The sequence below is a fragment of the Rhodopseudomonas telluris genome (assembly GCF_042432815.1).
GTDB classification, from domain to species: Bacteria; Pseudomonadota; Alphaproteobacteria; order Rhizobiales; family Xanthobacteraceae; genus Rhodopseudomonas; species Rhodopseudomonas telluris.
This window is the reverse complement of the sequence record NZ_JBHLWM010000004.1, coordinates 224,793-249,701: the sequence shown is the minus strand read 5'-3', so window position 1 is coordinate 249,701 and position 24,909 is coordinate 224,793. Positions and strand designations below refer to the sequence as shown.

At 65.8% G+C, this 24,909-nt stretch carries 24 protein-coding genes; 8 read left to right on the top strand and 16 right to left on the bottom strand.

The annotated features are described in order from the left end of the window. Window positions 1-164: 164 nt before the first annotated feature. Together hemA and ACFFJ6_RS11030 are read left to right on the top strand one after the other, a co-directional pair. Window positions 165-1,394: a 5-aminolevulinate synthase gene (hemA, locus tag ACFFJ6_RS11035; protein WP_378387504.1), complete on the top strand. Its 1,230-nt coding sequence runs from the start codon at window positions 165-167 to the stop codon at window positions 1,392-1,394. Window positions 1,395-1,673: 279 nt separating this feature from the next. Further along, on the top strand, window positions 1,674-5,183 hold the full coding sequence (locus ACFFJ6_RS11030) for a PAS domain-containing hybrid sensor histidine kinase/response regulator (RefSeq protein WP_378387502.1): 3,510 nt from the start codon (window positions 1,674-1,676) through the stop codon (window positions 5,181-5,183). Window positions 5,184-5,586: 403 nt separating this feature from the next. On the opposite strand, the gene ACFFJ6_RS11025 is transcribed toward ACFFJ6_RS11030, so the two are convergent. Continuing rightward, on the bottom strand, window positions 5,587-6,261 hold the full coding sequence (locus tag ACFFJ6_RS11025) for a response regulator (RefSeq protein ID WP_378387500.1): 675 nt from the start codon (window positions 6,259-6,261) through the stop codon (window positions 5,587-5,589). Between the two features lie 315 nt (window positions 6,262-6,576). Here ACFFJ6_RS11025 and ACFFJ6_RS11020 point away from each other — a divergent pair, with 315 nt between their 5' ends. Further along, entirely contained in the window at window positions 6,577-8,241 is a 1,665-nt protein-coding gene (locus ACFFJ6_RS11020) for an MFS transporter (RefSeq protein ID WP_378387498.1), read from the top strand. Between the two features lie 288 nt (window positions 8,242-8,529). Here the strand turns inward: ACFFJ6_RS11020 and ACFFJ6_RS11015 are convergent, their stop codons facing one another. From ACFFJ6_RS11015 to ACFFJ6_RS11005, 3 genes are all read right to left on the bottom strand, one after another. Further along, entirely contained in the window at window positions 8,530-9,003 is a 474-nt protein-coding gene (locus ACFFJ6_RS11015) for a secondary thiamine-phosphate synthase enzyme YjbQ (protein WP_378387496.1), read from the bottom strand. A 93-nt stretch (window positions 9,004-9,096) separates the two neighbouring features. Further along, a complete protein-coding gene (locus ACFFJ6_RS11010) occupies window positions 9,097-9,687 on the bottom strand; it encodes a coiled-coil domain-containing protein (protein ID WP_378387494.1) in 591 nt (196 codons plus the stop codon). A gap of 43 nt (window positions 9,688-9,730) precedes the next feature. Continuing rightward, window positions 9,731-10,354, bottom strand: coding sequence for a 2-hydroxychromene-2-carboxylate isomerase (locus ACFFJ6_RS11005; RefSeq protein ID WP_378387492.1), 624 nt, complete (start codon window positions 10,352-10,354; stop codon window positions 9,731-9,733). A 300-nt stretch (window positions 10,355-10,654) separates the two neighbouring features. Here ACFFJ6_RS11005 and ACFFJ6_RS11000 point away from each other — a divergent pair, with 300 nt between their 5' ends. The 5 genes from ACFFJ6_RS11000 (at window position 10,655) to ACFFJ6_RS10980 (ending at window position 13,243) form a co-directional block, all read left to right on the top strand. Beyond that, window positions 10,655-11,041 carry an AtpZ/AtpI family protein gene (locus ACFFJ6_RS11000; RefSeq protein ID WP_378387490.1) on the top strand — a complete coding sequence of 129 codons (387 nt, stop codon included), beginning with the start codon at window positions 10,655-10,657 and terminating at the stop codon, window positions 11,039-11,041. 69 nt (window positions 11,042-11,110) lie between these two features. After that, window positions 11,111-11,857: a F0F1 ATP synthase subunit A gene (locus ACFFJ6_RS10995; RefSeq protein ID WP_378387488.1), complete on the top strand. Its 747-nt coding sequence runs from the start codon at window positions 11,111-11,113 to the stop codon at window positions 11,855-11,857. Window positions 11,858-11,904: 47 nt separating this feature from the next. Continuing rightward, window positions 11,905-12,132 (top strand): F0F1 ATP synthase subunit C, encoded by a 228-nt coding sequence (locus ACFFJ6_RS10990; protein ID WP_009796340.1) that lies wholly within the window; start codon window positions 11,905-11,907, stop codon window positions 12,130-12,132. 59 nt (window positions 12,133-12,191) lie between these two features. Further along, window positions 12,192-12,746, top strand: a complete 555-nt coding sequence (locus ACFFJ6_RS10985) for a F0F1 ATP synthase subunit B family protein (protein ID WP_378387484.1) — start codon at window positions 12,192-12,194, stop codon at window positions 12,744-12,746. Between the two features lie 5 nt (window positions 12,747-12,751). Then, the gene (locus tag ACFFJ6_RS10980) at window positions 12,752-13,243 is read left to right on the top strand and encodes a F0F1 ATP synthase subunit B family protein (RefSeq protein ID WP_378387482.1); all 492 of its coding nucleotides are present in this window, start codon (window positions 12,752-12,754) and stop codon (window positions 13,241-13,243) included. 315 nt (window positions 13,244-13,558) lie between these two features. Here ACFFJ6_RS10980 and ACFFJ6_RS10975 read toward each other — a convergent pair whose 3' ends face one another. From ACFFJ6_RS10975 to coxB, 12 genes are all read right to left on the bottom strand, one after another. Continuing rightward, window positions 13,559-14,209: a hypothetical protein gene (locus tag ACFFJ6_RS10975; RefSeq protein ID WP_378387480.1), complete on the bottom strand. Its 651-nt coding sequence runs from the start codon at window positions 14,207-14,209 to the stop codon at window positions 13,559-13,561. 159 nt (window positions 14,210-14,368) lie between these two features. Continuing rightward, window positions 14,369-14,956, bottom strand: coding sequence for a GNAT family N-acetyltransferase (locus ACFFJ6_RS10970; protein WP_378387477.1), 588 nt, complete (start codon window positions 14,954-14,956; stop codon window positions 14,369-14,371). A gap of 58 nt (window positions 14,957-15,014) precedes the next feature. Next, window positions 15,015-16,304, bottom strand: coding sequence for a M16 family metallopeptidase (locus tag ACFFJ6_RS10965; protein WP_378387475.1), 1,290 nt, complete (start codon window positions 16,302-16,304; stop codon window positions 15,015-15,017). Further along, window positions 16,301-17,719, bottom strand: coding sequence for a threonine synthase (thrC, locus tag ACFFJ6_RS10960; RefSeq protein ID WP_378387473.1), 1,419 nt, complete (start codon window positions 17,717-17,719; stop codon window positions 16,301-16,303). Before thrC ends, ACFFJ6_RS10965 begins: the two co-directional genes overlap by 4 nt. A 161-nt stretch (window positions 17,720-17,880) precedes the next feature. Then, window positions 17,881-18,678 carry an SURF1 family protein gene (locus ACFFJ6_RS10955; RefSeq protein ID WP_378387471.1) on the bottom strand — a complete coding sequence of 266 codons (798 nt, stop codon included), beginning with the start codon at window positions 18,676-18,678 and terminating at the stop codon, window positions 17,881-17,883. Next, window positions 18,675-19,070, bottom strand: coding sequence for a DUF983 domain-containing protein (locus tag ACFFJ6_RS10950; RefSeq protein WP_378387469.1), 396 nt, complete (start codon window positions 19,068-19,070; stop codon window positions 18,675-18,677). The genes ACFFJ6_RS10955 and ACFFJ6_RS10950 overlap by 4 nt, the downstream gene beginning before the upstream one ends. Before the next feature lie 167 nt (window positions 19,071-19,237). After that, on the bottom strand, window positions 19,238-20,095 hold the full coding sequence (locus ACFFJ6_RS10945; protein ID WP_378387467.1) for a cytochrome c oxidase subunit 3: 858 nt from the start codon (window positions 20,093-20,095) through the stop codon (window positions 19,238-19,240). Between the two features lie 79 nt (window positions 20,096-20,174). Further along, window positions 20,175-20,798: a cytochrome c oxidase assembly protein gene (locus ACFFJ6_RS10940; RefSeq protein ID WP_378387465.1), complete on the bottom strand. Its 624-nt coding sequence runs from the start codon at window positions 20,796-20,798 to the stop codon at window positions 20,175-20,177. Window positions 20,799-20,811: 13 nt separating this feature from the next. Continuing rightward, window positions 20,812-20,973: a cytochrome c oxidase system small membrane protein gene (locus ACFFJ6_RS10935; protein WP_378387463.1), complete on the bottom strand. Its 162-nt coding sequence runs from the start codon at window positions 20,971-20,973 to the stop codon at window positions 20,812-20,814. Window positions 20,974-20,985: 12 nt separating this feature from the next. After that, entirely contained in the window at window positions 20,986-21,927 is a 942-nt protein-coding gene (locus tag ACFFJ6_RS10930) for a heme o synthase (protein WP_378387461.1), read from the bottom strand. Window positions 21,928-22,001: 74 nt separating this feature from the next. Further along, entirely contained in the window at window positions 22,002-23,627 is a 1,626-nt protein-coding gene (gene ctaD / locus ACFFJ6_RS10925; protein WP_378387459.1) for a cytochrome c oxidase subunit I, read from the bottom strand. A 70-nt stretch (window positions 23,628-23,697) separates the two neighbouring features. After that, window positions 23,698-24,567, bottom strand: coding sequence for a cytochrome c oxidase subunit II (gene coxB, locus ACFFJ6_RS10920; protein WP_378387457.1), 870 nt, complete (start codon window positions 24,565-24,567; stop codon window positions 23,698-23,700). Window positions 24,568-24,909: the final 342 nt, after the last annotated feature.

Below are 24,909 nucleotides of genomic sequence, written 5' to 3'. Positions count from 1 at the left end.
ACCTGCGCGAAGCGCAGTATAGGTCGCTGCGGGCGCAGACAAATGGTCCAATTGCGCCTCGACATCGTCGGTGGAAGAGTTCTAATTAGGCGGTCACTTATATCGCTTGGTCCCTCGAAAACCTTCGTTGTTCGGCCCCGTTCGTTCCCAATCAGGTCATCGCGATGCAGTACAATCAGTTCTTTCAGGACGCTCTCACCCGCCTGCATGACGAGCGTCGCTACCGCGTGTTCGCCGATCTCGAACGGATCGCAGGCCGGTTCCCGCACGCCGTCTGGCATTCCAATTCCGGTCCTCGCGATGTCGTGATCTGGTGCTCGAACGATTATCTCGGCATGGGTCAGCACCCCAAGGTGATCGGCGCGATGGTCGAGACCACCACTCGCATCGGCACCGGCGCCGGCGGCACCCGCAACATCGCCGGCACCCATCATCCGCTGGTGCAGCTCGAGCAGGAAATCGCCTCGCTGCACGGCAAGGAAGCCTCGCTGCTGTTCACCTCGGGCTACGTCTCCAACCAGACCGGCCTGTCCACGCTCGGCAAGCTGATCCCGAACTGTCTGATCCTGTCCGACGCGCTCAACCACAACTCGATGATCGAAGGCATCCGCCAGTCGGGTTGCGAGCGCGTGGTCTGGCGCCACAACGACACCGTGCATCTCGAAGAGCTGCTGATCGCCGCCGGTCCCGACCGGCCGAAGCTGATCGCGTTCGAGAGCCTGTACTCGATGGATGGCGACACCGCGCCGCTGGCGAAGATCTGCGATCTCGCCGAGAAGTACAACGCGATGACCTATTGCGACGAAGTCCACGCCGTCGGCATGTACGGCCCGCACGGCGCCGGCGTCGCCGAGCGCGATGGCGTGATGGCGCGGATCGACATCATCGAGGCGACGCTCGCCAAGGCGTTCGGCTGCCTCGGTGGCTACATCACCGGCAAGGCCGAGGTGATCGACGCGGTGCGCTCCTACGCGCCGGGCTTCATCTTCACCACCGCGCTGCCGCCGCCGATCTGCGCCGCTGCGACCGCCGCCATCAAGCATCTGCGCGCCTCGACCTGGGAGCGCGAGCGCCACCAGGACCGCGCCGCTCGCGTCAAGGCCGTACTCAACAACGCCGGCATCCCGGTGATGCCGACCGACACCCACATCGTCCCGGTGTTCGTCGGCGATGCCGAGAAGTGCAAGAAGGCCTCGGATCTGCTGCTCGAACAGCACGGCATCTACATCCAGCCGATCAACTATCCGACCGTCGCGCGCGGCCTCGAGCGTCTGCGGATCACGCCATCGCCGTATCACGACGACAAGCTGATCGACGCTCTGGCCGAAGCGCTGGTCTCGGTCTGGGGTCAGCTCGGCCTGCCGCTCGGCGCCAAGGCGATCGCGGCGGAGTAATCCGTCGCGCCACTGCGCCTGGGTTTTCGGCGGGGCGCCCGCGACCGGGACAATCCGGTTGCCGGCGCCCTTCGCATTTTTGGCGTTTCGCACGCGACCGCCGTGGCCGGCCAAAGACACAGACAGCGCCCGCCTCCGTAATCCACCGCTCAGGTTCTGATACAAACGGGACTTCAGCTCGGTTAAACTGCCGGGCGCTCCCGCAGCCAAGTGTCCGATCCGCGGAGAGTTTCTGGCCGGCTTTCGGCCGAGGGCCTGACGCGAGGGAGCACGACCGCGATGCTGCACGATTGGGGCGTGATCGCAGCGGCGCTCGCCTATATCGGCTTCCTGTTTTACGTCGCCAGTTTCGGCGACCGGCTGTCGCAGCAACAGCGCGAGCGCGCCGGCGGATTGATCTATCCGCTGTCGCTGGCGATCTACTGCACCTCCTGGACGTTCTTCGGTTCGGTCGGCTTCGCCAGCCGCACCAGCGCCGACTTCCTCGCGATCTATGTCGGCCCGATCCTGCTGATCGCCGTGGCGACGCCTTTGCTGCGCCGCGTGATCCGGCTGGCGAAGTCGCAGAACATCACCTCGATCGCCGACTTCATCGCCGCGCGCTACGGCAAGAGCCAGCGCGTCGCCGCCACAGTGGCGCTGATCGCGATCGTCGGCTCGGTGCCGTATATCGCGTTGCAGCTCAAGGCGGTGGCGTCGTCGCTGCAGACGATCCTGGGCGACGACCACAACATCGCCGACATCCCGATCGTCGGCGATATCGCGCTGATCGTCGCGCTCGCGATGGCGCTGTTCGCCGTGCTGTTCGGCACCCGGCGGGCCAGCGCCACCGAGCATCAGCACGGCCTGATGCTGGCGATCGCCACCGAGTCGATCGTCAAGCTGGTGGCGTTTCTCGCCGCCGGGATCTTCGTCACCTTCTGGATGTTCAGCCCTCACGAGCTGATCGAACACGCCTTGAAGATGCCGGAAGCGATGCGCGCGCTGGAATCCACGCCGTCGCCGGCCACTTTCGTGACCATGACGGTGCTGTCGTTCTGCGCCTTCCTGATGTTGCCGCGGCAGTTCTATGTGGGCGTGGTCGAGAACACCAATGACGCCGAGGTCAGCCGCGCGCGCTGGCTGTTTCCGCTGTATCTGGTGTTGATCAATCTGTTCGTGATTCCGATCGCGCTGGCCGGGCTGGTGCGGTTTCCGTTCGGCGCGGTCGACAGCGACATGTTCGTGCTGGCGCTGCCGATCGACGCCAATGCGCCGATGCTCAGCGTCGCGGTGTTCATCGGCGGCCTGTCGGCCGCGACCGCGATGGTGATCGTCGAATGCGTCGCGCTGGCCGTGATGGTCTCCAACGATCTGGTGATGCCGCTGGTGCTGAAGCGCCACGGCGCGCCGCGCGACGATCAGCGCAGCTTCGGCAGCTTCCTGCTGACGGTGCGGCGGGTCGCGATCTTCGCCATCCTGATCCTCGCCTATTTCTACTACCGGGCGCTCGGCAACACCCAGCTCGCGGCGATCGGTCTGCTGTCGTTCGCGGCCATCGCGCAGTTCGCCCCGGCCTTCTTCGGCGGCCTGGTGTGGCGGCGCGCCACAGCCCAAGGGGCGATCGGCGGCATGATCATCGGCTTCGCCGTCTGGGCCTATACGCTGTTCATCCCGAGCTTCATGGAGAGCAACACGGCCGGACTGATGCTGCTGCAGCACGGGCCGTGGGGGATCGAGGCGCTGCGGCCGCAGGCGCTGTTCGGCGCCGATCTGCCGCCGCTGGTGCACGGCGTGGTGTGGAGCCTGTCACTCAACCTGCTGCTCTATGTGGCGCTGTCGCTGCTCAGCCAGCCGTCGTCGATCGACCGGCTGCAGGCGGAGGTGTTCGTCCCCGATACGCTGACGCCGATGACGCCGGCGTTCCGCCGCTGGCGCACCACCGTCACGGTGCAGGACATCGTCGGCGCGGTGGGCCAGTATCTCGGCCCTGAACGCGCCCGGGAATCCTTCCGGACATTCGCCATCGGTCGCGGCCTGACCCTCGATCCGACCGCGCCGGCGGATTTCGAACTGCTGAAACACGCCGAGCACCTGATCGCCTCGTCGATCGGCGCGGCGTCGTCGCGTCTGGTGCTGTCGCTGCTGCTGCGCAAGCGCACGGTGTCGGCCGAGGCCGCGCTGAAGCTGCTCGACGATTCCCACGCGGCGCTGCATTTCAACCGCGAGATCCTGCAAACTGCGCTGAATCACGTCCGCCAGGGCATCGCGGTGTTCAACCCGAGCCTGCAACTGATCTGCTCCAACCGGCAATTCGGCGAGCTGCTCGGGCTTCCGCCGCACATCGTGCAGATCGGCATTCCGCTGATCGAGATTCTCGAATTCCTGGCCACCACCAGCGGCAGCCAGGTCGACGCCGAAGCGCAGACCCAGATGCGGCTCGCCTCCTACACCACCGAGGGCGAGCCGTTCCTGGAACGGCTGCACGACCGGCATCTGGTGATCGAAGTCCGCGCCAACCGCATGCCGGACGGCGGGCTGGTGATCACCTTCTCGGACGTGACGCCGAGCTTCGAAGCCGCCGAAGCGCTGGAGCGCGCCAACGCCACGCTGGAACGGCGCGTCCGCGAACGCACCGAAGAGCTGACCCGGCTGAACTCGCAGCTCGCGCTCGCCAAGAGCACCGCCGAGGAAGCCAACATCTCCAAGACGCGCTTCCTCGCCGCCGCCAGCCACGACATCCTGCAGCCGCTCAACGCGGCGCGGCTCTACGCCACCAGCCTGGTCGAGCGCCAGCAGGGCGGCGAGGATTCGCGGCTGGTCGAAAACATCGACGAGTCGCTGGAGGCGATCGAGGAGATCATCGGCGCCCTGCTCGACATTTCGCGGCTCGACGCCGGCGCGATGACGCCGTCGCTGTCGAACTTCGTGATCGGCGACCTGATGCGCTCGCTGGAAATCGAATTCACCCCGGCGGCGCGCGCCAAGGGGCTGAAGCTCAGCTTCGTGCCGTGCTCGCTGCCGGTGCAGTCCGACCGGCTGATGCTGCGCCGGCTGCTGCAGAACCTGATCTCCAACGCGATCAAATACACCCCGCAGGGCCGCGTGCTGGTCGGCTGCCGGCGGCAGGGCCAGTCGCTGCGGATCGGTATCTACGACACCGGCGTCGGCGTTCCGATCCTGAAACGCGGCGAGATCTTCAAGGAGTTTCACCGGCTCGAACAGGGCGCGCGGATCGCCCGCGGCCTCGGGCTCGGCCTGTCGATCGTCGAGCGGCTGGCCAGGGTGCTGAACCACGGCATCGCGCTCGATGGCAATCGCGGCGGCGGCTCCTGCTTCTCCGTCACCGTTCCGGTGGCCGAGGTCGTCAACCACACCACGGCCGTGACCAGCGCGACGCCGCTGTCGCGCGCCTCGATGAGCGGCAGCCTGGTGGTGTGCATCGAAAACGACCCGGCGATCCTCGACGGCATGAAGACGCTGCTGACCACCTGGGACGCCAGCGTGATCGCGGTCGCCGATCCGGAAGCGGCCATCAAGGCGATCGAAGCCGCCGACCGCCGCATCACCGGCCTGCTGGTCGATTATCACCTCGATCGCGGCAACGGCATCGCGGCGATCCGCGACATCCGCCAGCGCTTCGGCGCTCACATGCCGGCGATCCTGATCACCGCCGACCGCAGCCCCGGCGTCCGGGCCGCCGCCCGGCAGGAGGAGATCGCGGTGCTGAACAAGCCGGTGAAAGCGGCGTCGCTGCGCGCCCTGCTGAGCCAGTGGCACGCACAGCAATCGGTCGTGGCGGCGGAATAGGCTCCGTCGGCCTCGCCACCGACATTGCGAGCGGAGCGAAGCCACCCAGCGCGGCATCTGCCGGATTCTGGATTGCTTCGTCGCTTCGCTCCTCGCCATGACGGACGTCCGTGCCTGATCGTGCGGCAAAGGCTTGCTCACAGCTCATGATTCGAGACGGCGTCACGCGCCTCCTCACCACGAGCAGCCGACGCTGGGTTCAAACTCTGCCTATGCAAGTGATCGTGTGCATCTCGCCGTCATGGCCGGGCTCGTCCCGGGCATCCACGAATTCTGCCGAGAGGCTGCAAAAACGTGGATGGCCGGGACAAGCCCGGCCATGACGAATTTGATGAGCACAGAAAGCCACTTGACCGACACCGACGCCGGTCGGGCGCTCAGCGGCGAGCCGGGGTCGCGATCGCTACGCTACCGGCTCGTCCTGGCGCCACTGGCTGCCGGAGATCTTGGCGGCGGCGATCACCGCCTGGGTGCGGCTTTCGACGCCGAGCTTTTGCAGGATCGCCGAGACGTGGGCCTTGATGGTGGCCTCCGAGACGCCGAGCTCGTAGGCGATCTGCTTGTTGAGCAGCCCCTCGGACAGCATCATCAGCACCCGGACCTGCTGCGGCGTCAGCGTCACCAGACGGTCGCGCAGCTTGCTGGTCTCCGGATCGGCGGCCGCCGACAGATCGACATCCGGCGGAACCCAGACATCCCCGTCCAGCACCCGCAGGATCGCGTCGCCGAGCTTCTCAACCCCGAACCGCTTGGGCACGAAGCCCGAGGCGCCGAAATCGAGCGAGCGGCGGATGGTGTCGACGTCATCGCTGGCCGAGACGACGACCACCGGGATGGCGGGGTACTGTGCCCGCAGGTAGATCAGTCCGGAGAATCCGCTGATCCCCGGCATTTTGAGATCGAGCAGGACCAGATCGACGTCCCCCTCGCGCTCGAGCAGCGCGGTGAGGTCCTCGAAAGAACCGACTTCGCCGATTTTTGCGCCGGGAACCACGCCGGAGACAGCGAGCCGGAGGGCATCGCGGAACAGCGGGTGATCGTCGGCGATGATCAAATGCGTGCTGGCGGGCGTGCTCATGATGTCCCTTGTGCGCAAGCGATAATCAACAGTCTCGCATTCAGGCCCGCGCGCGCGCAGGTCGGATGAAGTGTCGCCCTAAAGGTCGACGGCTGGCAAGGCGTCATCGGCTGCCTTGGCTTACCATCCTGCCCCTAGTTGCGACCCAAAACATTGAGCAAGCGCAAGAACGGAGACGGAACACGGGCCGAAAGTCGTAATGCCTGACAATCTTGGCGATGTTACCTTGCATCTAACGTACTGTGTCCGGCTACTGCCGCACGGCAAGAACAAGAAAAACAGCATGGTTTCAATGTCAGAGGGAGGTATTCGCTAATGTCGACTTATGCCGCGACCCCGGTGCGGTCTGGCGGGATGACGAAGGACGAACGTTTCGTCATTGTCGCTTCGTCGCTCGGTACTGTTTTCGAGTGGTACGACTTCTATTTGTACGGGTCACTTGCCGCCATTATCGGCGCGCAGTTCTTCAGCGCCTATCCGCCGGCCACCCGGGACATTTTCGCCCTGCTGGCGTTCGCCGCCGGGTTCCTGGTGCGTCCCTTCGGCGCCATCGTGTTCGGCCGGGTCGGCGACCTCGTCGGCCGTAAATACACCTTCCTGGTCACCATCCTGATCATGGGTCTGTCGACCTTCATCGTCGGCCTGCTGCCGAATGCGGCGACGATCGGCATTGCGGCGCCGATCATCCTGATCGGCCTGCGCCTGCTGCAGGGCCTCGCGCTCGGCGGCGAATATGGCGGTGCGGCGACCTATGTGGCGGAACACGCGCCGCCCGGCAAACGCGGCTACTACACGTCGTTCATTCAAACCACGGCCACGCTTGGTCTGTTCCTGTCGCTGCTGGTGATCCTGGCGACCCGAACGATCCTCGGCGAACCCGAATTCGCCGCCTGGGGCTGGCGCATTCCGTTCCTGGTGTCGGTGGTGCTGCTCGGCGTGTCGGTCTGGATCCGGCTGCGGCTGAACGAATCGCCGGTGTTCCAAAAGATGAAGGACGAAGGCAAGAGCTCGAAGGCGCCCTTGACCGAAGCCTTCGCCAACTGGGGCAACGCCAAGATCGTGCTGATCGCGCTGCTCGGCGCCGTGATGGGCCAGGGCGTGGTGTGGTACACGGGCCAGTTCTACGCGCTGTTCTTCCTGCAATCGATCCTGAAGGTCGACGGTTACACCTCGAACCTGCTGATCGCCTGGTCGCTGCTGCTCGGCACCGTGTTCTTCATCTTCTTCGGCTGGCTGTCGGACAAGATCGGCCGCAAGCCGATCATTCTGGCAGGCTGCGCGATCGCGGCGCTGTCGTTCTTCCCGATCTTCAAGGCGATCACCTCCAACGCCAACCCGGCGCTGGAAAAGGCGATCGAGACCGTCAAGGTCGAGGTCGTGGCGGACCCGGCGCAGTGCGGCGACCTGTTCAACCCGGTCGGCACCCGCGTCTTCACCGCCCCGTGCGATACGGCGCGCGCTTACCTGTCGCAGTCGTCGGTCAAGTACACGACCGCGAAGGCGCCGGCGGGCTCGCCCGTCAAGGTGGTGGTGAACGGCACGGATATCCCCTACGCCGACGCCAAGACCTCCAACCCGGCGGTGCTGGCGGCGATCCAGGCGGCGGGCTATCCGAAGGCCGGCAACCCGGACATCATCAAGATGTCGAACCCGTTCGACATCTTCAAAGCGCGCACCGCCGCGGTGATCGGGCTGCTGTTCGTCCTGGTGCTGTTCGTGACGATGGTCTACGGGCCGATCGCCGCGATGCTGGTCGAACTGTTCCCGACCCGCATCCGCTACACCTCGATGTCGCTGCCCTACCACATCGGCAACGGCTGGTTCGGCGGCCTGCTGCCGGCGACCGCCTTCGCGATCGTGGCTTCGACAGGCGATATCTACGCCGGCCTCTGGTACCCGATCATCTTCGCGTCGATCACCGTGGTGATCGGCCTGATCTTCCTGCCCGAGACCAAGAACGTCGATATCAGCAGAACCTGATCTCGCGCGGTCCGGCGCCCTGCGCGCCGGACTATCCGGATAACCGAACGGCCGCGGAGCAATCCGCGGCCGTTTCGTTTGAAGCAAGCGTCGCGCCTTGGGGCGCCCTCACCCCTGCCCTCTCCCGCAAGCGGGAGAGGGAGCGCGCTGCGGCTGATTTGGGTTCTGGCGCCAACAACCATCGCCTCGTCATTGCGAGGAGCGAAGCGACGAAGCAATCCAGGAGCGCCTAACGTGGCGCTGGATTGCTTCGCTCCGCTCGCAATGACGCCAGGACCTTGGCGACGATTACTCCATCGTCCCCAGAAACTGCAGCACCACCTCACGCCGGTGCGGGCGGCGGCGGTGTTCGATCAAGTAGATGCCCTGCCAGGTGCCGAGCGCGAGGCGCCCCTGCACTACCGGGATCTGTAGCGAGGTCGCGGTCAGCATCGACTTCACATGCGCCGGCATGTCGTCCGGCCCTTCGGTGTCGTGCGCCCAGCCGGCGTTCTCCGGCGCGAGCCGGTTCAGCACCGTGGTGAGATCGACCAGCACGGTCGGATCGGCATTCTCCTGGATGGTCAGCGATGCCGAGGTGTGGCGCACGAACAGCGTCAGCGCGCCATCACGCGCCCCCGCCTCCGCCACGAACTTCGCGACCTCATGGGTGATATCGAGAAAGCCGGCCCCAGCGGTCTGCACCGTCAGCAGCGACGATGCGACATGCGTCACGGCGGCGGCCGCGACGGGACCGCGGGTCATCGTGCGGGCTGAACTCATCGGAACCTCGTGAGCCGAACTAATAAACTCTGCGAGCGCCGCCGGCTCCCGGCCTCACCCCTCTTGCGGCAAGACCATCGCCAGATCTGGCGCTCAGGTTTTGCCGTCGCCGGTGGTGTCGCGCTGGATCCGGTTGGCCATGTCGATCAGCCGCCGCCAGGCGCGCTCGAGGAAGCCCATCACCCGGTCAACGTCCTGATCGCTCGGCAGCGGAATCTCGAGCTTGCGCTGTCCGTCCTTGGTGGTGACTTCGGGCACCGGCAGCTTGTCGGTCTTCGGCATCGCCTCGTCGATCTTGCCGGACACGCCAGGGCCTCGCTGCGCGAGCTGCGCCTTGAGGCTGTCGTTCTCGACCCGAAGCGCCTCGGCTTCCTTCTTCAGCCGGTCGTTGTCGGTCTGCAGCCGGCCGACCTCGGCGTCGAACGCGGCGCGCTCGTCGGCGACCTCATAGCAGGCCCAGCCGTTGCCCTTGTCGGTGCAGGTCGAGACCTTGCCGGTGCGGGTATCGAGCCGCGTCACGCCGTCGGCATTCGGGGTGAAGGTATAGCGGCCGTTCTCGCTGTCCGGCAGGGTGTCCGCCAGCGCCCCGCCGCCGCCGAGCGCGATCACGGCGGACAGGGCTGCGATCCGCAGCCGGCGCTGCGCCGGGGCGGCGGCGATCGCTTCAGGAAAGGCGAGGATCATCGGAAGCTCCGCAGACAGATGAAGACCCGCCCGATATGGGATCTCAGGCCGGCGCGCGGTACGGCCCGCGACCGGATTTCAACGCATCGCCCAGAAGTTCGATCCGGTCCTGGCCCCAGAACACCTCGCCGTCGAGCACATAGGCCGGCGAGCCGAACACCCCGACGGCGATCGCGTCCTGGCGGTTCTGTTCATAAACGGCGCGGATCTGATCGGAGGCGGCGTGCGCCACCAGCTTTTCGCCCGGCAATCCGGCCGCGTCCGCGATCTCGGTCAGCACCAGCGGATCGGCGAGATCGCGCTCGGTCTGCCACACCGCCGAATAGGCGCGCTGCATATAGGGCTCCGGATCGAGCCCCGCGGCGAGCGCGGCCAGCACCACGCCGTCGGCGAGGCGCGCGTCGAACGGCCAGTGCTTCGGCCACAGCTTGAAATCGAGGCCGCGCTTGTCGCGCCAGCGCTGCAGTTCGATCAGCCGGTAGCGCTGCCGCGCCGGATGGCGCTTGGCGAGCGGCAGCCCGCCGGTTTCGGAGAACAGCCCCGTCAGCAGCACCGGCTTGTAGTTGACAGCGAGGCCATGGGCCTCGACGAGCTGCCGGAACGGCGCGTGACCGATATAGGCCCAGGGGGACTGGAACGAGAAATAGTAGTCGATCTGACGCGCCATGCGTGCTCCGGCTGAAGGCGGCCGGACAAGGAATGCGAAGCGGTCGCCGAGTTCGTCATATCGGATCAGAGCCGATCCCGCCGCGCAAGCCGGATCGTCGGCGAAATGCCGTCGCAAACGCTGCGGACAAGTTATCGCAGAGAGTCGCGAATCCTCAATAAAATCAGCCAAAACAACAATGTAATAGGCTGCGACCGAATCTTGACTTGCCAACAGGCGGTCAGTATGGTCCGCCCGGCTTTTCAAGGGTCACGGGGCGTTAACTCACTATCTACGGCACCTTTTTCGGGTCTCCACGACATGGCGGACGACACGCATAAGGACAGCCGACGGAGTGACGGGAGCAGCACCGGGTCGCCTGAGGAAGCTGCGCTTTCCGCTAGGCTCGGAAGCCTGGAACAACGGCTCGCCCATTCTCGGGAGAATCGGAAACTCCAGACGGATCAATCCGGATCAGGAAGTGAAGACGGACCTGCCAGAGCCTCGGCCATGGCACTCGGTTTTCGCCTTTCCTCCGAATTGGTCGCGGGCGTTCTCGGCGGGGCGGCTCTCGGCTGGGGTTTCGATCGTTTGTTGTCGACCTCTCCCTGGGGCCTCATCGTGTTCTCGCTGCTCGGCTTCACCGCCGGCGTGATCAACGTGATGAGGGCAGCGGGTGTGATGGCGAAGCAGTCCGAGCGGCTCTGAACGGGACCGAAGTGCACGCAATCGTTCGAATCCCGCGCAAGCTCGCGACACCGACAGACTGAGAAACGAATGGCCGCCGATCCGATCCATCAGTTCCAGATCACCAAGCTCTTCTCCCTCGGTCACATTGGCGGACAGGAAATCGCGTTCACCAATTCGTCCGCCTACATGTTCGGCACCGTGGCAGTGATCGCCGTGCTGATGCTGGCGCCGGGCCGTCAGCTCGTTCCGGGCCGCATGCAGTCGGTCGCCGAGCTGTCCTACGAATTCGTCGCCAACATGATCCGGTCGACGGCCGGCAAGGAAGGCCTCAAGTTCTTCCCGCTGGTGTTCTCGCTGTTCATGTTCATCGCGGTGTCGAACCTGATCGGCATCATCCCCTACACCTTCACGGTCTCCAGCCACCTGATCGTCACCGTCGCGCTGGCGATGCTGGTGTTCCTGACGGTGCTGATCTACGGCCTCTCCAAGAACGGCCTGAAGTTCTTCAAGCTGTTCGTGCCCTCCGGCGTGCCGATCTACATCCTGCCGCTGGTCGTGTTCATCGAAGTCATCTCCTTCTTCCTGAAGCCGGTTTCGCACTCGGTGCGTCTGTTCGCCAACATGCTGGCGGGCCACATCGCGCTGAAGGTGTTCGCGAGCTTCATCGCGATGCTCGGCGCCCTGGGCGTGATCGGCTGGTTCGGCGCGGTTCTGCCGCTCGGCCTGACCATCGCGCTGACCGCGCTGGAGCTGCTGGTCGCATTCCTGCAGGCCTATGTGTTCGCCATCCTGACTTGCATCTATCTCAACGATGCAATTCATCCGGGTCACTAAGGCCCATTCCTCGACGTCAAACCAAAACCCCAACAGGAGTTCGTTACATGGATCCGATTGCCGCGAAGTACATTGGCGCTGGTATTGCCTGCATTGGCATGGGCGGCGCCGGCGCTGGCGTGGGCATCATCTTCGGCAACTATCTCGCCGCTGCGGTGCGTAATCCCTCGGCTGCCCAGGGCCAGTTCGGCAACCTGATTTTCGGCTTCGCGGTGACGGAAGCGCTCGGCATCTTCTCGCTGCTGATCGCGCTGCTGCTGCTGTTCGCCCTCTAAGATCCAACCCGGTCGCAGCTCTGCCGAGCATGTGACCGGCCCCCGAACAGGAGAAGCCCGTGGCTACAGGTCATGGCGACGCCAAGGGAACCACTGCTCACACGACGGCGGATGGCCACAAGGCCCCGTTTCCGCCGTTTCAGCAGGAGACCTTCGCTTCGCAACTCGTGTCGCTGGCGATCGCGTTCGTCGCGCTCTACCTGCTCGTTTCCAAGATCGCACTGCCGCGCGTCGGCGGTGTGATCGAAGAGCGGCAGAAGACGATCGAGGGCGATCTGGCAGCTGCGCAGAAGCTGAAGGTCGAATCGGACGAGGCGCTCAAGGCGTACGAGGCCGAACTCGCCCAAGCCCGCGCCCGAGCCCAGGCGATCGGCGCGGAAACGCGTGAGAAGCTCAATGCGCAGGCGGAAGCCGAGCGCAAGACTCTGGAAGAGCGGCTGGCGGTCAAGCTCGCCGACGCCGAGAAGACCATCGCAGCGACCCGCGCGACCGCGATGGGCAACGTCCGCGGCATCGCCGCCGACGCCGCCTCCGCGATCGTGCAGCAGCTGGCCGGCGTTCAGCCGGACAGCAATGCGCTGAACAGCGCGGTCAACGCGTCGCTCAAAGGTTGAGGCTGATGGAAATCTTCGCTGAAGCAGAAACCTGGGTCGCCATCGCGTTCATCATCCTGATGGGCGTGTTCGCCTATCTGGGCGTGCACCGGACGGTGATCAAAGCGCTCGACACTCGTCGTGACCGGATCAAGGCCGAGCTCGACGAGGCCCGCAAGCTCAAGGACGAAGCCGCCAAGCTGCTCGCCGACTATCGCTCCCGCCGGGCGCAGGCCGAGCGGGAAGCCGAAGCGATCGTCGCCAGCGCCAAGGCTGACGCCGAGCGCATCGCGGCCGAATCCAAGGCCAAGCTGGAAGACTTCGTCGCCCGCCGCACCAAGACCGCGGAAGGCAAGATCGCGCTGGCGGAGGCTCAGGCCCTCGCCGACGTGCGGGCCGCAGCGGCCGAGGCCGCCGTCTCCGCCGCCGCGTCGATCCTGTCGCAGTCGGTCAAGGGCCCGGTCGCCGACGACCTTCTGAGCAAGGGCATCCAGGACGTCCGCAGCAAGCTCAACTGAGCTTCCCGTCTCTGAACAATCAAAGCCGGCGCGAGCAATCGCGCCGGTTTTTTTATGTCTGATTGTCTTCAATTGCGGCTCCCTACCCGCGCACAGCGCAACCTCTCCCGCTTACGGGAGGGGGTCGGATCGCGCAGCGATCCGGGTGAGGGCACTCCCATCAACGAGTCGCAGAGTCACTGCCCGGGTCGCCCTCACCCCAGCCCTCTCCCGCAAGCGGGAGAGGGAGCGCGCTGTGCCGTGTGGTGAAGGTCAATGGCTAAAGGTCAGGAAACGCGGCGGGCCGCCATCGTGCCGACCGCCCGTACAACGCGGCTACTTCTTCTTCCGCGCTCTCGGCTCGGGCTTCAGGGCCTGTGGATCGAAGCCGATGTAGAAGACGTAAGCGTCGTTCGCGGCCGCAGACGGTGCCGGATACACGACGTCTTCGGTCACGAGGCTGAACGGCACGCTGCCGTCGGTGCCCATGTTCACGACGGTGCGGTAGGCCTTGGTGAACACGGTCTTGGGTGAGACGCCGTCCTGGACCACGGCGACGCGGATCGGGACTTCAACCGTTCCCGGCGCGCCGGCGGGCCCGGCGATCACCCGCCCCTGAATGCCGATATGCGCCGTGATGGTGCCGCTGTTGAGATTGCATTCGCGCGCCGTGCGGCCGATGACGACCTGGTAGCGCAGATCATTGCCGCTGGCTTCCTTGCCGGGCAGCCCGACCGCGTAGGTCGCAGCGCCGGGCCGGATCGTGACGGGCGGACAGGTCAGGTCGGTTTCCGGCGCCGGCCCGTTGGAGATGGTCGGCGCCGGCTCGGACGAACTGCCGCCGAACAGGCTCTTGAAGCGGTCCGTGAAGGACTGCGACCAGGCAGGCGTCGCCAGCATGGCGCCGAAGGCCGCGGCCCCGGCCGCCAGCAGCACGGCGCGTCGCGCCCCACGCCCCGCGGGCGCTCGTTTCCCATCGTGTCTCATCACTCTACCCGGGCTGTGAAGGTCCAGACCATGCCGCACGGCTCCCCACCGTGCGGCGGTCATCGCTACCGAAACGCTTTCGCGCGCGGCGTTATAGCAAACCAAAGCCGGCGAACCAAAGGCGACAATGTCGCCGCCGGTCCACGACGCAGGAGTTGTTCAGCCGCGGAAATCCTCGTGCAGCAACCCGAACAGCAGGTGGTCCTGCCAGACGCCATTGATGCAGAGATAGCGCCGCGCCAGCCCTTCGCGGGTGAAGCCGCATTTTTCCAGCACACGGATCGACGGCGTGTTGGTCGGGATGCAGGCGGCCTCGACCCGGTGCAGGTTGAGCTCTCCGAACAGCGTCGGCAGCAGCACCCGCAGCGCCGCCGTCATGAAGCCGCGGCCCGCATGCGGCTCGCCCATCCAGTAGCCGATCGTGCCGGCCTGGACGATGCCACGGCGGACATTGGCGAGCGTGACGCCGCCGAGCATCTCGCCGGTACCCTCCCGGAAGATCAGGAACGGGTACGACCGGTCGGCGGCGATGTCCTCGGCGTAGCGGCGCAGCCGTCGGCGAAAGCCGGAGCGGGTGAGATCGTCCGAGGGCCAGATCGGCTCCCACGGCGTCAGATAGGACCGGCTGCGGTCGCGCAGCTCGGCCCATTGCACGTAGTCGGCCATCTGGGGGGCCCGCAGCAGCAGCCCGTAGCCCCGCGGCGCCAGGGCGGCAGGGGCTGCGGACGGCATTCGAAACAGCGCCATGACGACACTCCGATGCGCGCGGGCGGGGGCGCTCAGCCTCCGCGCACGGCGCGCGGCATCAATGATACGACGTTTTGGCCCTGGATTGTGTCAATCCTTCCGCAAAACCCACCGCGCTGTCCAGACCACGCCCGGTGCCGAGCGCGACCACCGCGGGCTGGCCGCGCGACATCAACTGCCTTGCGGCCGCGCGGGTGGTCTCGATGCTGACCGCATCGATCCGTGCCACCAGCTCCTCGACCGGCAGCGGGCGGCCATAGGCCAGGATGTGCCGGGCAAGCTGCTCGGCGCGCGACGAGCAGCTTTCCAGCGCCATCAACAGGCCGGCCTTCATCTGCGCCTTGGAGCGGGCGATCTCCGCGTCGGTCAGGGTCTCGACCGCGTCGTTGATCACATCGACGATCACTTCCATCATCTCCGGCGCGTCGTCCGGATCGGTGCCGGTGTAGAGCCCGAAGAACCCGGTGTCCGCATAGGGCGCGTGGAAGGTGTAGATCGAGTAGCACAGGCCGCGCTTCTCGCGGACCTCCTGAAACAGCCGCGACGACATTCCGCCGCCGAGAATGTTGGTGAACACCTGCAGGCTGAAAAGCGACTCGTCGCGTTGCGGCAGGCCTTCCAGCGCCAACGTCAGATGCGCCTGTTCGAGGTCGCGGCGCACGACGCGCGAGCCGCCGGCGCCGAACATCGCCGGCTGCGGCTTTGGCGCCGGCGTGCCGTCGAAGCTGGCGAAGCGGTGCTGGACTTCCTCGACGACCCGCTTGTGATCGACCGCACCGGCTGCGGCGACCACCATGTCGGGGCCGCGATAATGCGTCGACAGATAGGACTGCAGCTTATCGCGATTGAAGCCCTTCAGCGTCTTGGCGGTGCCGAGCAGCGAGCGGCCGATCGGCTGCTCCGGGTAGCAGAGCTCGTTGAGATATTCGAACACGACGTCGTCCGGCGTGTCCTGCGAGGCGCCGATCTCCTGCACGATCACGCTCTTCTCGCGCTCCAGCTCCTCGGCCTCGAACGACGGATTGGCCAGGATGTCGCTCAGCACGTCGAGCGCCAGCGGCACGTCGGCCTTCATCACCCGCGCATAGTAGGCGGTGGTCTCGGTCGAGGTCGCGGCGTTGAGGTCGCCGCCGACCGCCTCGATCTCCTCGGCGATCTCGCGCGAGGTGCGGCGCGTGGTGCCCTTGAAGGCCATGTGTTCGAGCAGATGCGAGATGCCGTGCTCATCCGGCTTCTCGTCGCGGCCGCCGACACCGGTCCATACGCCGAGAGCGGCGGTCTCGAGATGCGGCATGGTGTCGGTGACGACGGTCAGGCCCGAGGGAAGCTTGCTGACTTCGACGCTCATCCGACAGCTCCTTGCTGCGCCGCGCGGCTGACGGACAGCACGTGGCGTTCGATCGCCACCTGATCACGGGGCATGATTTTGAAAGTTTCGGTCCGGCTCATCAGTCCGTCGAGCCAGGCCGGGAGCTTCGGCCGCATCCCGCAGGCGGCTTCCACCGCATCCGGGAATTTGGCCGCATGCGCCGTGGATAGAACGATGTTGGGCACGGATGGGTCCGTCGTGTCGCGATCGGCGACCGCCAGCGCCACCGCGGTGTGCGGATCGACCAGATCGCCGGCCTCGCGCCAGGCGGCGCGGATCGCCGATTCGGTCTCCGCCTCGTCGGCGCGGCCGGCGTCGAATTCTGCGCGCACGGCGGCCAGGAGGGCATCGGGCAGCACGAAGCGGCCGGATTGGCCGAGCGAGCCCATCAGCGACCGGATCAGCGCCGCGTCGCGCCCGGACGCCTCGAACAGCAGCCGCTCGAAATTCGACGACACCTGGATGTCCATCGACGGCGACGTCGTGGCATGGACCTCACGCACCTCGTAGATGCCGGTCTTCAGCGTGCGAGCCAGGATGTCGTTGATGTTGGCGGCGATCTTCAGCCGGCGTACCGGCAGGCCCATCTTCTTGGCGACGTAGCCGGCGAAGATGTCCCCGAAATTCCCGGTCGGCACCGTGAAGTCGACCAGGCGAGCGGGCGCGCCGAGCGCGACCGCGCTGGTGAAGTAGTACACCACCTGCGCAACGATGCGGGCCCAGTTGATCGAATTGACGCCCGACAGTGCCACCTGATCGCGGAACTTGTGGTGATTGAACAGCCCCTTCACGATCGCCTGGCAATCGTCGAAATGGCCCTCGATCGCCAGCGCATGGACGTTGGCCGCGCCCGAAGTCGTCATCATCATTCGCTGCACGTCCGAGACCCGGCCGTGCGGAAACAGCACCACGAGATCGACCGCCTCGCGACCCGCGAAGGCATCGACCGCGGCGCCGCCGGTGTCGCCCGAGGTCGCGACCACGATGGTGGTGCGCTGGCCGCGCTTCTGCAGCGCGTGATCCATCAAGCGCGAGATCAGCTGCATCGCGACGTCCTTGAACGCCAGCGTCGGACCGTGGAACAGCTCGAGCACGAACTGGCTGGACCCGCTCTGGCGCAGCGGGACCACCGCCGGGTGGCGGAAGGTGGCGTAGGCCTCGTTGGCCATCCGGCCCAGCTCGGCGTCCGAGATCTCGCCGGCCACGAACGGCCGGATCACCTCGACGGCGACCTCCCAATACGGCCGGCCGAACAGGCTGGTGATGGTGTCCGGCGCAAGCTGCGGCCAGACTTCGGGTACGTACAGGCCGCCGTCACGGGCCAGCCCGGTCAGCATCACATCGCAGAAGCCGAGGCGCGGGGCCTCGCCCCGGGTCGAAACATAGGTGGTCAAGGGATCCTCCAAAGACCTGGGCGGACCAAGCCTTTGATATCGATTGGGATTACTCACGCGCGGGCGAAATCACCGGCACCATAAGGGTTTTGCCGCGCAGGGGAAACCGCTCTCGACGAAAAGACCCGCAGGGTCGGGATTGCCCGTGGACCGCGGCGCTTCTAGGCAATGCGCCGCGACGCCCTGGGCTGCGCCGCCGCCGGCGCGGCCCGGCGCTGGCCCCAGAGCCAGACCAGGAAGGCCACGCCGACGGCCAGCGCCAACCCGAACCAGGTGACGGCGTATTGCATGTGCTGGTCGCGCAGATGGACACCGAGCGGCCCGGGCTTGGGCAGGCCGCTCGCCGGCACGGGCGTTTCCAGATCGATGTAGAAAGGCGCGACCGCGCCTCCCCAGCCGAGCTGCGCGGCCATCGTCGGCACGTCGCGGCTGAACCACAGCCGCTTGGCCGCGTCCGGATTCGGCGTGAACATCCCGCCGGCCTCCGGGAAGCGCAGATAGCCGGTCATCGCAACCGGCTGGCCGGCATGCAGCGGCTTGACGATGCGGTCCTGATAGGCGCGGTCCTGCATGGTGTTGGGCACGAAGCCGGCATTGATCACCACCGTCGTACCGTCTACCCGCGCCGGCAGGAACGCCCAGGTGCCGGGCCCGGCAACGTCGTCGCGGATCGCCGAACCGGACGAATACACCATCGCGTCCGGCAGCTCCGCGTAGCGCGCGGTGAAGCCGACGCGGCGGAATTCGTCGGCGGCGGGCGTCAGCGTCGGCCATGCGCTGGCCGGTGGCAGCGCGGCCGGCGGCGCCGCGAGGCGCTCGGTCAGCGCCGCGATCAGGGCGTGCTTGGCGGTGCGGCGCTGCAACTGCCAGAAGCCGAGCGACAGCAGCACCGCGACGATCAGCAGCGCGATCAGGCTCATCCCGGCGATGCCGCGCCGGCGCGACGAGAGGCTTGTCATTTCGGTTCGCGCCCGACCAGGCGCCCTTCCTGGGCCTTGTGATGAAACTGCAGGGCGATCAGCAGCGCCTTCATCGAGCGCAGCGGCAGCAGCGTGGTGGCGATCACCATCGGAATCCACAGCGCCGCATGCAGCCAGAATGGCGGCTGATACTTGATCTCAACCACCAGCGCGCAGCCGACCACGATGGCCCCGCCGATCAGAATCATGAACACCGCCGCGCCGTCACCGACGTCGATGAACGCGTAGTCGAGCCCGCAGGCCTCGCAGCGCGGCGCCAGCGTCAGGAAGCCCGCATAGAGCTTGCCCTCGCCGCAGCGCGGGCAGCGGCAAGTAATGCCGCGCAGCGCGCTTTGCAGGAGCGTGGGAGCAGGCTTCTCCACGGGCGTCATTGCGAGGAGCGGAGCGACGAAGCAATCCAGAGGCCACCATCCGCGGCCCTGGATTGCTTCGCTTCGCTCGCAATGACGGAGTGTTGCTGGCACATCATCGTTCAGCCTCGAAAGCAAAGGGCGGCCGCTCGGGCCGCCCTTGTCTAGCACGGTTCGGGCGGCCGCGGTCAGTGCGCGCCATGCGCCATGGTCGAGGCGCCGTGGCCCCAGACGTAGATGCAGACGAACAGGAACAGCCAGACCACGTCGACGAAGTGCCAGTACCAGGCGGCGAATTCGAATCCGAGATGCTGGGTCGGGGTGAAGTGGCCCTTGTAGACGCGGATCAGGCAGACCAGCAGGAAGATGGTGCCGACCAGCACGTGGAAACCGTGGAAGCCGGTCGCCATGAAGAAGGTCGCGCCGTAGATGTTGCCGGCGAACGAGAACGCGGCGTGGCTGTATTCGTAGGCCTGCACGCAGCTGAAGGCGGCGCCGAGCAGCACGGTCAGGATCAGCGCCTTCTTCACGGCGGCACGGTCGTTGTGCAGCAGCGCGTGGTGCGCCCAGGTGACGGTGGTGCCCGAGGTCAGCAGGATCAGCGTGTTGAGCAGCGGCAGATGCCAGGGATCGAAAGTCTCGATGCCCTTCGGCGGCCACACGCCGCCGAACAGCGCGTCGCGGGTCGCATGCACCGGATCGCCGGGAAACAGCGCCGAATTGAAGTAGGCCCAGAACCAGGCGACGAAGAACATCACCTCGGAGGCGATGAACAGGATCATGCCGTAGCGATGGCTGATCTGCACCACGCGGGTGTGGTCGCCCTTGAACTCGGCCTCGCGGATCACGTCGCTCCACCAGCTCGCCATGGTGTAGAGCACGCCGATGACGCCGATGCCGAACACGATCGGCGCGCCCTGATACATGTGATGCATCCAGGACACCGCCCCGAACGCCATGATGAAGGCGGCGACGGAGCCGACGAACGGCCACGGACTGGGATCGACGAGGTGGTAGTCGTGTTGTTTCGCGTGCGCCGTGGCCATGTTCGTGCTCTCCGTTGCAAAACCGATGCGGTGTTTCCCCTGTCCGCCCGGCCGTCGTCTCTCAGCGTTTCCGTTGTTGTTATAAGTTGCCTTTGCGCGCCCCGGTTTCGCTCGAAGCCACCGGCTTCGGCGCCGGATCGCGCATCGGGTAGAAGGTGTAGGACAGCGTGATGTTGTTGACGGTGTCGTTCTCGCTGTCGGCCGCGAACGCCGGATCGACGTAGAACACCACCGGCATCTCGCGGGTCTCGCCCGCCGCCAGCGTCTGCTCGGTGAAGCAGAAGCAGTTGATCTTGGTGAAATACGAGCCGACCGTCAGCGGCGTGACGTTGTAGGCGGCCTGCCCCGTCGTCTCGTGCTTCGCGGTGCTGGTGACGGTGTAGTACACGGTCACCACCTTGCCGATCGGCACCTCGATCTCGCGCTGCTCCGGCTCGAACTTCCACGGCAGGCCGTTGATGTTGGAGTCGAACCGCACCGTCACCGTGCGGGCCAGCGGCTCGGAGGTCGGCGCCGCGCCGACCTGGGTGGTGCCGTTGAAGCCGGTGGTGCGGCAGAACCAGTTGTAGAACGGCACGGCGGCGAATGAGGCGCCGACCATCAGCGCCACCACGAGCCCGCAGATCGACGCCACCATCGCGTCACGGCCGAGTCCGCGGCGGGGAGCCGGCTGCGGCGCGGGACTGGACGGGACCTGCGGCATCGTTGATCGCTCCCTACATCGGCCGCTGCAGCACGATCGGACCCTTGACCATGGTCACGGCGAAGAACAGCGCCACCAGCACGGCGAGCGCGAGGGCGATGGCGATCGAGCGCTCACGCTGGCGCTTCTTCTGCGCTTCGGTGAGCACCACGCCCGGCCTCCTCTGCGGCTCCATCCGGTGCCCTCCTCAGGCGAACAGCGACCAGATCGCCTTCGCGGCGACCTCGACCAGCAGAATCGAGAACAGCGCGAACAGATACAGGATCGACACCTTGAACAGATTGCGCGAGGCGCGCAGCGCGGCGCTGCCGGTGCGGTTGCGATAGACCCGCACGGCGAGCACCAGCATCCAGGCGCCGAGCGCCAGCGAAGCGATGCCGTACACCGCATCGAAGTAGCCGAGCGGCCACGGCGCAGCCGCCACCGCCACCAGCACGATGGTGTAGAGCAAAATCTGCAGCCGGGTGTGATCCGGCCCGGCAACCACCGGCAGCATCGGCACGCCGGCGCGGGCGTAGTCGTCGTTGCGGAACAGCGCCAGCGCCCAGAAGTGCGGCGGCGTCCAGAAGAAGATGATGGCGAACAGCAGCAGCGGCTCGACCGCCAGCGATCCTGTGACCGCGGCCCACGCCACCACCGGCGGCAGCGCGCCGGCGGCGCCGCCGATCACGATGTTCTGCGCCGTCGAGCGCTTCAGCCACATCGTGTAGATCACGACGTAGAAGAAGATCGTGAAGGCGAGCAACGCGGCCGACACCCAATTCACCAAGATGCCGAGCGTCAGCACCGAGAAGAACGCCAGGATCAGGCCGAACGCCAGCGCCTCGGGCCTGGTGACGCGGCCGCGCGGGATCGGCCGATTGGCCGTGCGGGTCATCTTGCCGTCGATGTCGTCCTCGTACCACATATTCAGCGCGCCGGAGGCGCCGCCACCGACCGCGATGCACAGGATGGCGGTGATCGCCAGCACCGGGTGGAAGCTGCCCGGCGCCATCAGCAGGCCGACCAGCGCCGTGAACACGACCAGCGACATCACCCGCGGCTTGAGCAGCGCGATGTAGTCGCGGACGCCCGCCTCGGAGATGCGGGGAGCAGCGAATTCGACCTGGTTGGAGTCGATGACCGACAATTCGGGACCTCTTGGGCTTCAGACCGCATCCGCCATCGGCACAGCCACGGCGGATGCTCGTTGATATCGGTGCCTCAGCGAACCTGCGGCAGCACCTCGAACTGATGGAACGGCGGCGGCGACGACAGCGTCCATTCCAGCGTGGTGGCGCCAACGCCCCACGGATTGTCCGCCGCCTTCTCCTTCTTGATGAAGGCCAGCGCGACGCCGTACAGGAAGATCAGCACCGCGAAGCCCGAGATATACGAACCGATCGACGACACCAGGTTCCAGCCCGCGAAGGCGTCCGGATAGTCGACGTAGCGGCGCGGCATGCCCGACAGGCCGAGGAAGTGCTGCGGGAAGAACACCAGGTTGACGCCGATGAAGGTCGTCCAGAAGTGCAGCTTGCCGATGGTCTCCGAATACATGTAGCCGAACATCTTCGGGAACCAGTAGTACCAGCCGGCGAAGATCCCGAACACGGCGCCGAGCGACAGCACGTAATGGAAGTGCGCGACCACGTAATACGTATCCTGCAGCACGCGGTCGACGCCGGCATTGGCCAGCACCACGCCGGTGACGCCGCCGACCGTGAACAGGAAGATGAAGCCCACGGCCCACAGCATCGGCGTCTTGAACTCGATCGAGCCGCCCCACATCGTGGCGATCCAGGAGAAGATCTTCACGCCGGTCGGCACCGCGATCACCATCGTGGCGGCGACGAAATAGGCCTGCGTCGCGCTCGACATGCCGACCGTGTACATATGGTGCGCCCACACCACGAAGCCGATCACGCCGATCGCCACCATGGCGTAGGCCATGCCGAGATAGCCGAACACCGGCTTCTTGGAGAAGGTCGACACGATCTGGCTGATCATGCCGAACGCGGGCAGGATCAGGATGTAGACTTCCGGGTGGCCGAAGAACCAGAACAGATGCTGGAACAGCAGCGGATCGCCGCCGCCTTCGGCCGAGAAGAAGGTGGTGCCGAAGTTGCGGTCGGTCAGCAGCATGGTGATGGCGCCGGCGAGCACCGGCAGCGACAGCAGCAGCAGGAACACCGTCACCAGGATCGACCATACGAACAGCGGCATCTTGTGCAGGGTCATGCCCGGCGCGCGCATGTTGAAGATCGTGGTGATGAAGTTGATCGCGCCCATGATCGACGACGCACCGGCCAGATGCAGGGCCAGGATGGCGAAGTCGACCGCGGGGCCGGGATGCCCCGACGTGGACAGCGGCGCGTACATGGTCCAGCCGGCGCCGACGCCGTTCGACGACGGCTCGCCCTCGACGAAGGTCGAGATGATCAGCAGCGCGAACGCGGCCGGCAGCAGCCAGAACGAGATGTTGTTCATGCGCGGGAACGCCATGTCGGGCGCGCCGATCATCAGCGGCACGAACCAGTTGCCGAACCCGCCGATCATCGCCGGCATCACCATGAAGAAAATCATGATCAGGCCGTGCGAGGTCACGAACACGTTGTAGGTGTGGCTTTCGTGGAAGATCTGCACGCCCGGATACATCAGCTCGATGCGGATCGCGATCGACATCGCGCCGCCGATGATCCCCGCGATGATCGCGAAGATCAAATACATCGTGCCGATGTCCTTGTGATTGGTCGAATAGACATAGCGCCGCCACCCGGTCGGGTGCGCATGAGCGTGGTCGTCGTGCGCATGATCGGCGTGAGCAACCCGTGCAGCTTCCATCGTCATTCTTCAGATCCTGCCTTGAAACCTTCGAACCTTGCGGTCCCCGTTCAGACGTATCGCGCGTCGTAACCGATCACTGCGCGGAGGCGCCGATCGAGGCGTAGGATTTGCGAGCCGCCGAGGCGACCTGCTGCTGCTTCTTCCAGGCGTCGTATTCCTGATCGCTGACGACGCGAACGACGATGGGCATGAAAGCATGGTCCTTGCCGCAAAGTTCCGAGCACTGGCCGTAGTAGCGACCTTCCCGCGTCGCCCTGAACCAGGTCTCGTTGAGGCGTCCCGGGATCGCGTCGATCTTCACGCCGAACGACGGGATCGCCCAGGAATGGATCACGTCGGCGGCGGTGGTCTGGATACGCACCACCTTGTTGACCGGCACCACGGTCTCGTTGTCGACCGCGAGCAGACGCGGCGGCACCGGATTCATCTTGGCGCGCTCCTCGTCGGTCAGCATGATCGAGGTGAACTCGATCTTGTCGTCGGGATACTGATAGGTCCAATTCCACTGGTTGCCGGTGGCCTTGATGGTGAGGTCGGCCTTCGGAATGTCGAGCTGGAAGAACAGCAGCCGGAACGACGGCACCGCGACAGCCACCAGGATCATCACCGGAACGATCGTCCACGCCACTTCGATCAGCGTGTTGTGCGTGGTCTTGGACGGAACCGGGTTGGCCTTGGCGTTGAACTTCACCACCACGATCACCAGCAGCGCCAGCACGAACAGCGTGATCGCGGTGATCAGCCAGAGCAGGAAGCTGTGAAACCAGACGATGTTCTCCATCACCGGGCTGGCAGCATTCTGCAGCTGCATCTCCCACGGAGAGGGCTGCCCTTCGCCCGCGAGCGCCGATCCGGCGAGGCCGAGCAGGCCTCCGATCGTCGCGATTCCGATACCCGCAACGCCAAGCAAACGCCGATCGAATCGGCTCTTCGACATCGTCATGCCGCCTTCGCTCCCCTACGTATTTTGCGGGCTGAACCACTTCCGCGGAGTGCCCTTGTCATTCTTCGAGGGCGATTGTTCGCTCCCTTAAGAACGCTTCTTATTCTCTCTTTCAAACCACAATTTGCCAGTACCCGCAATGCACTATTGGACTTTCGCAGGGGCCTCGCGGAGGTTTGTCGCGCGCGTCGCAGACGACGGACACGCTTCGGTATTTTGCGGTGTTCGGGTAATGTGAACCATGCTTGACAGCGGCACACGCCGATGTAGGCACAGCAGCCAGAATTCACGGGAGCCTGATTCGCCGGTGGGCGGTGTCGCCTTGATGGTGCCGTCATTCCG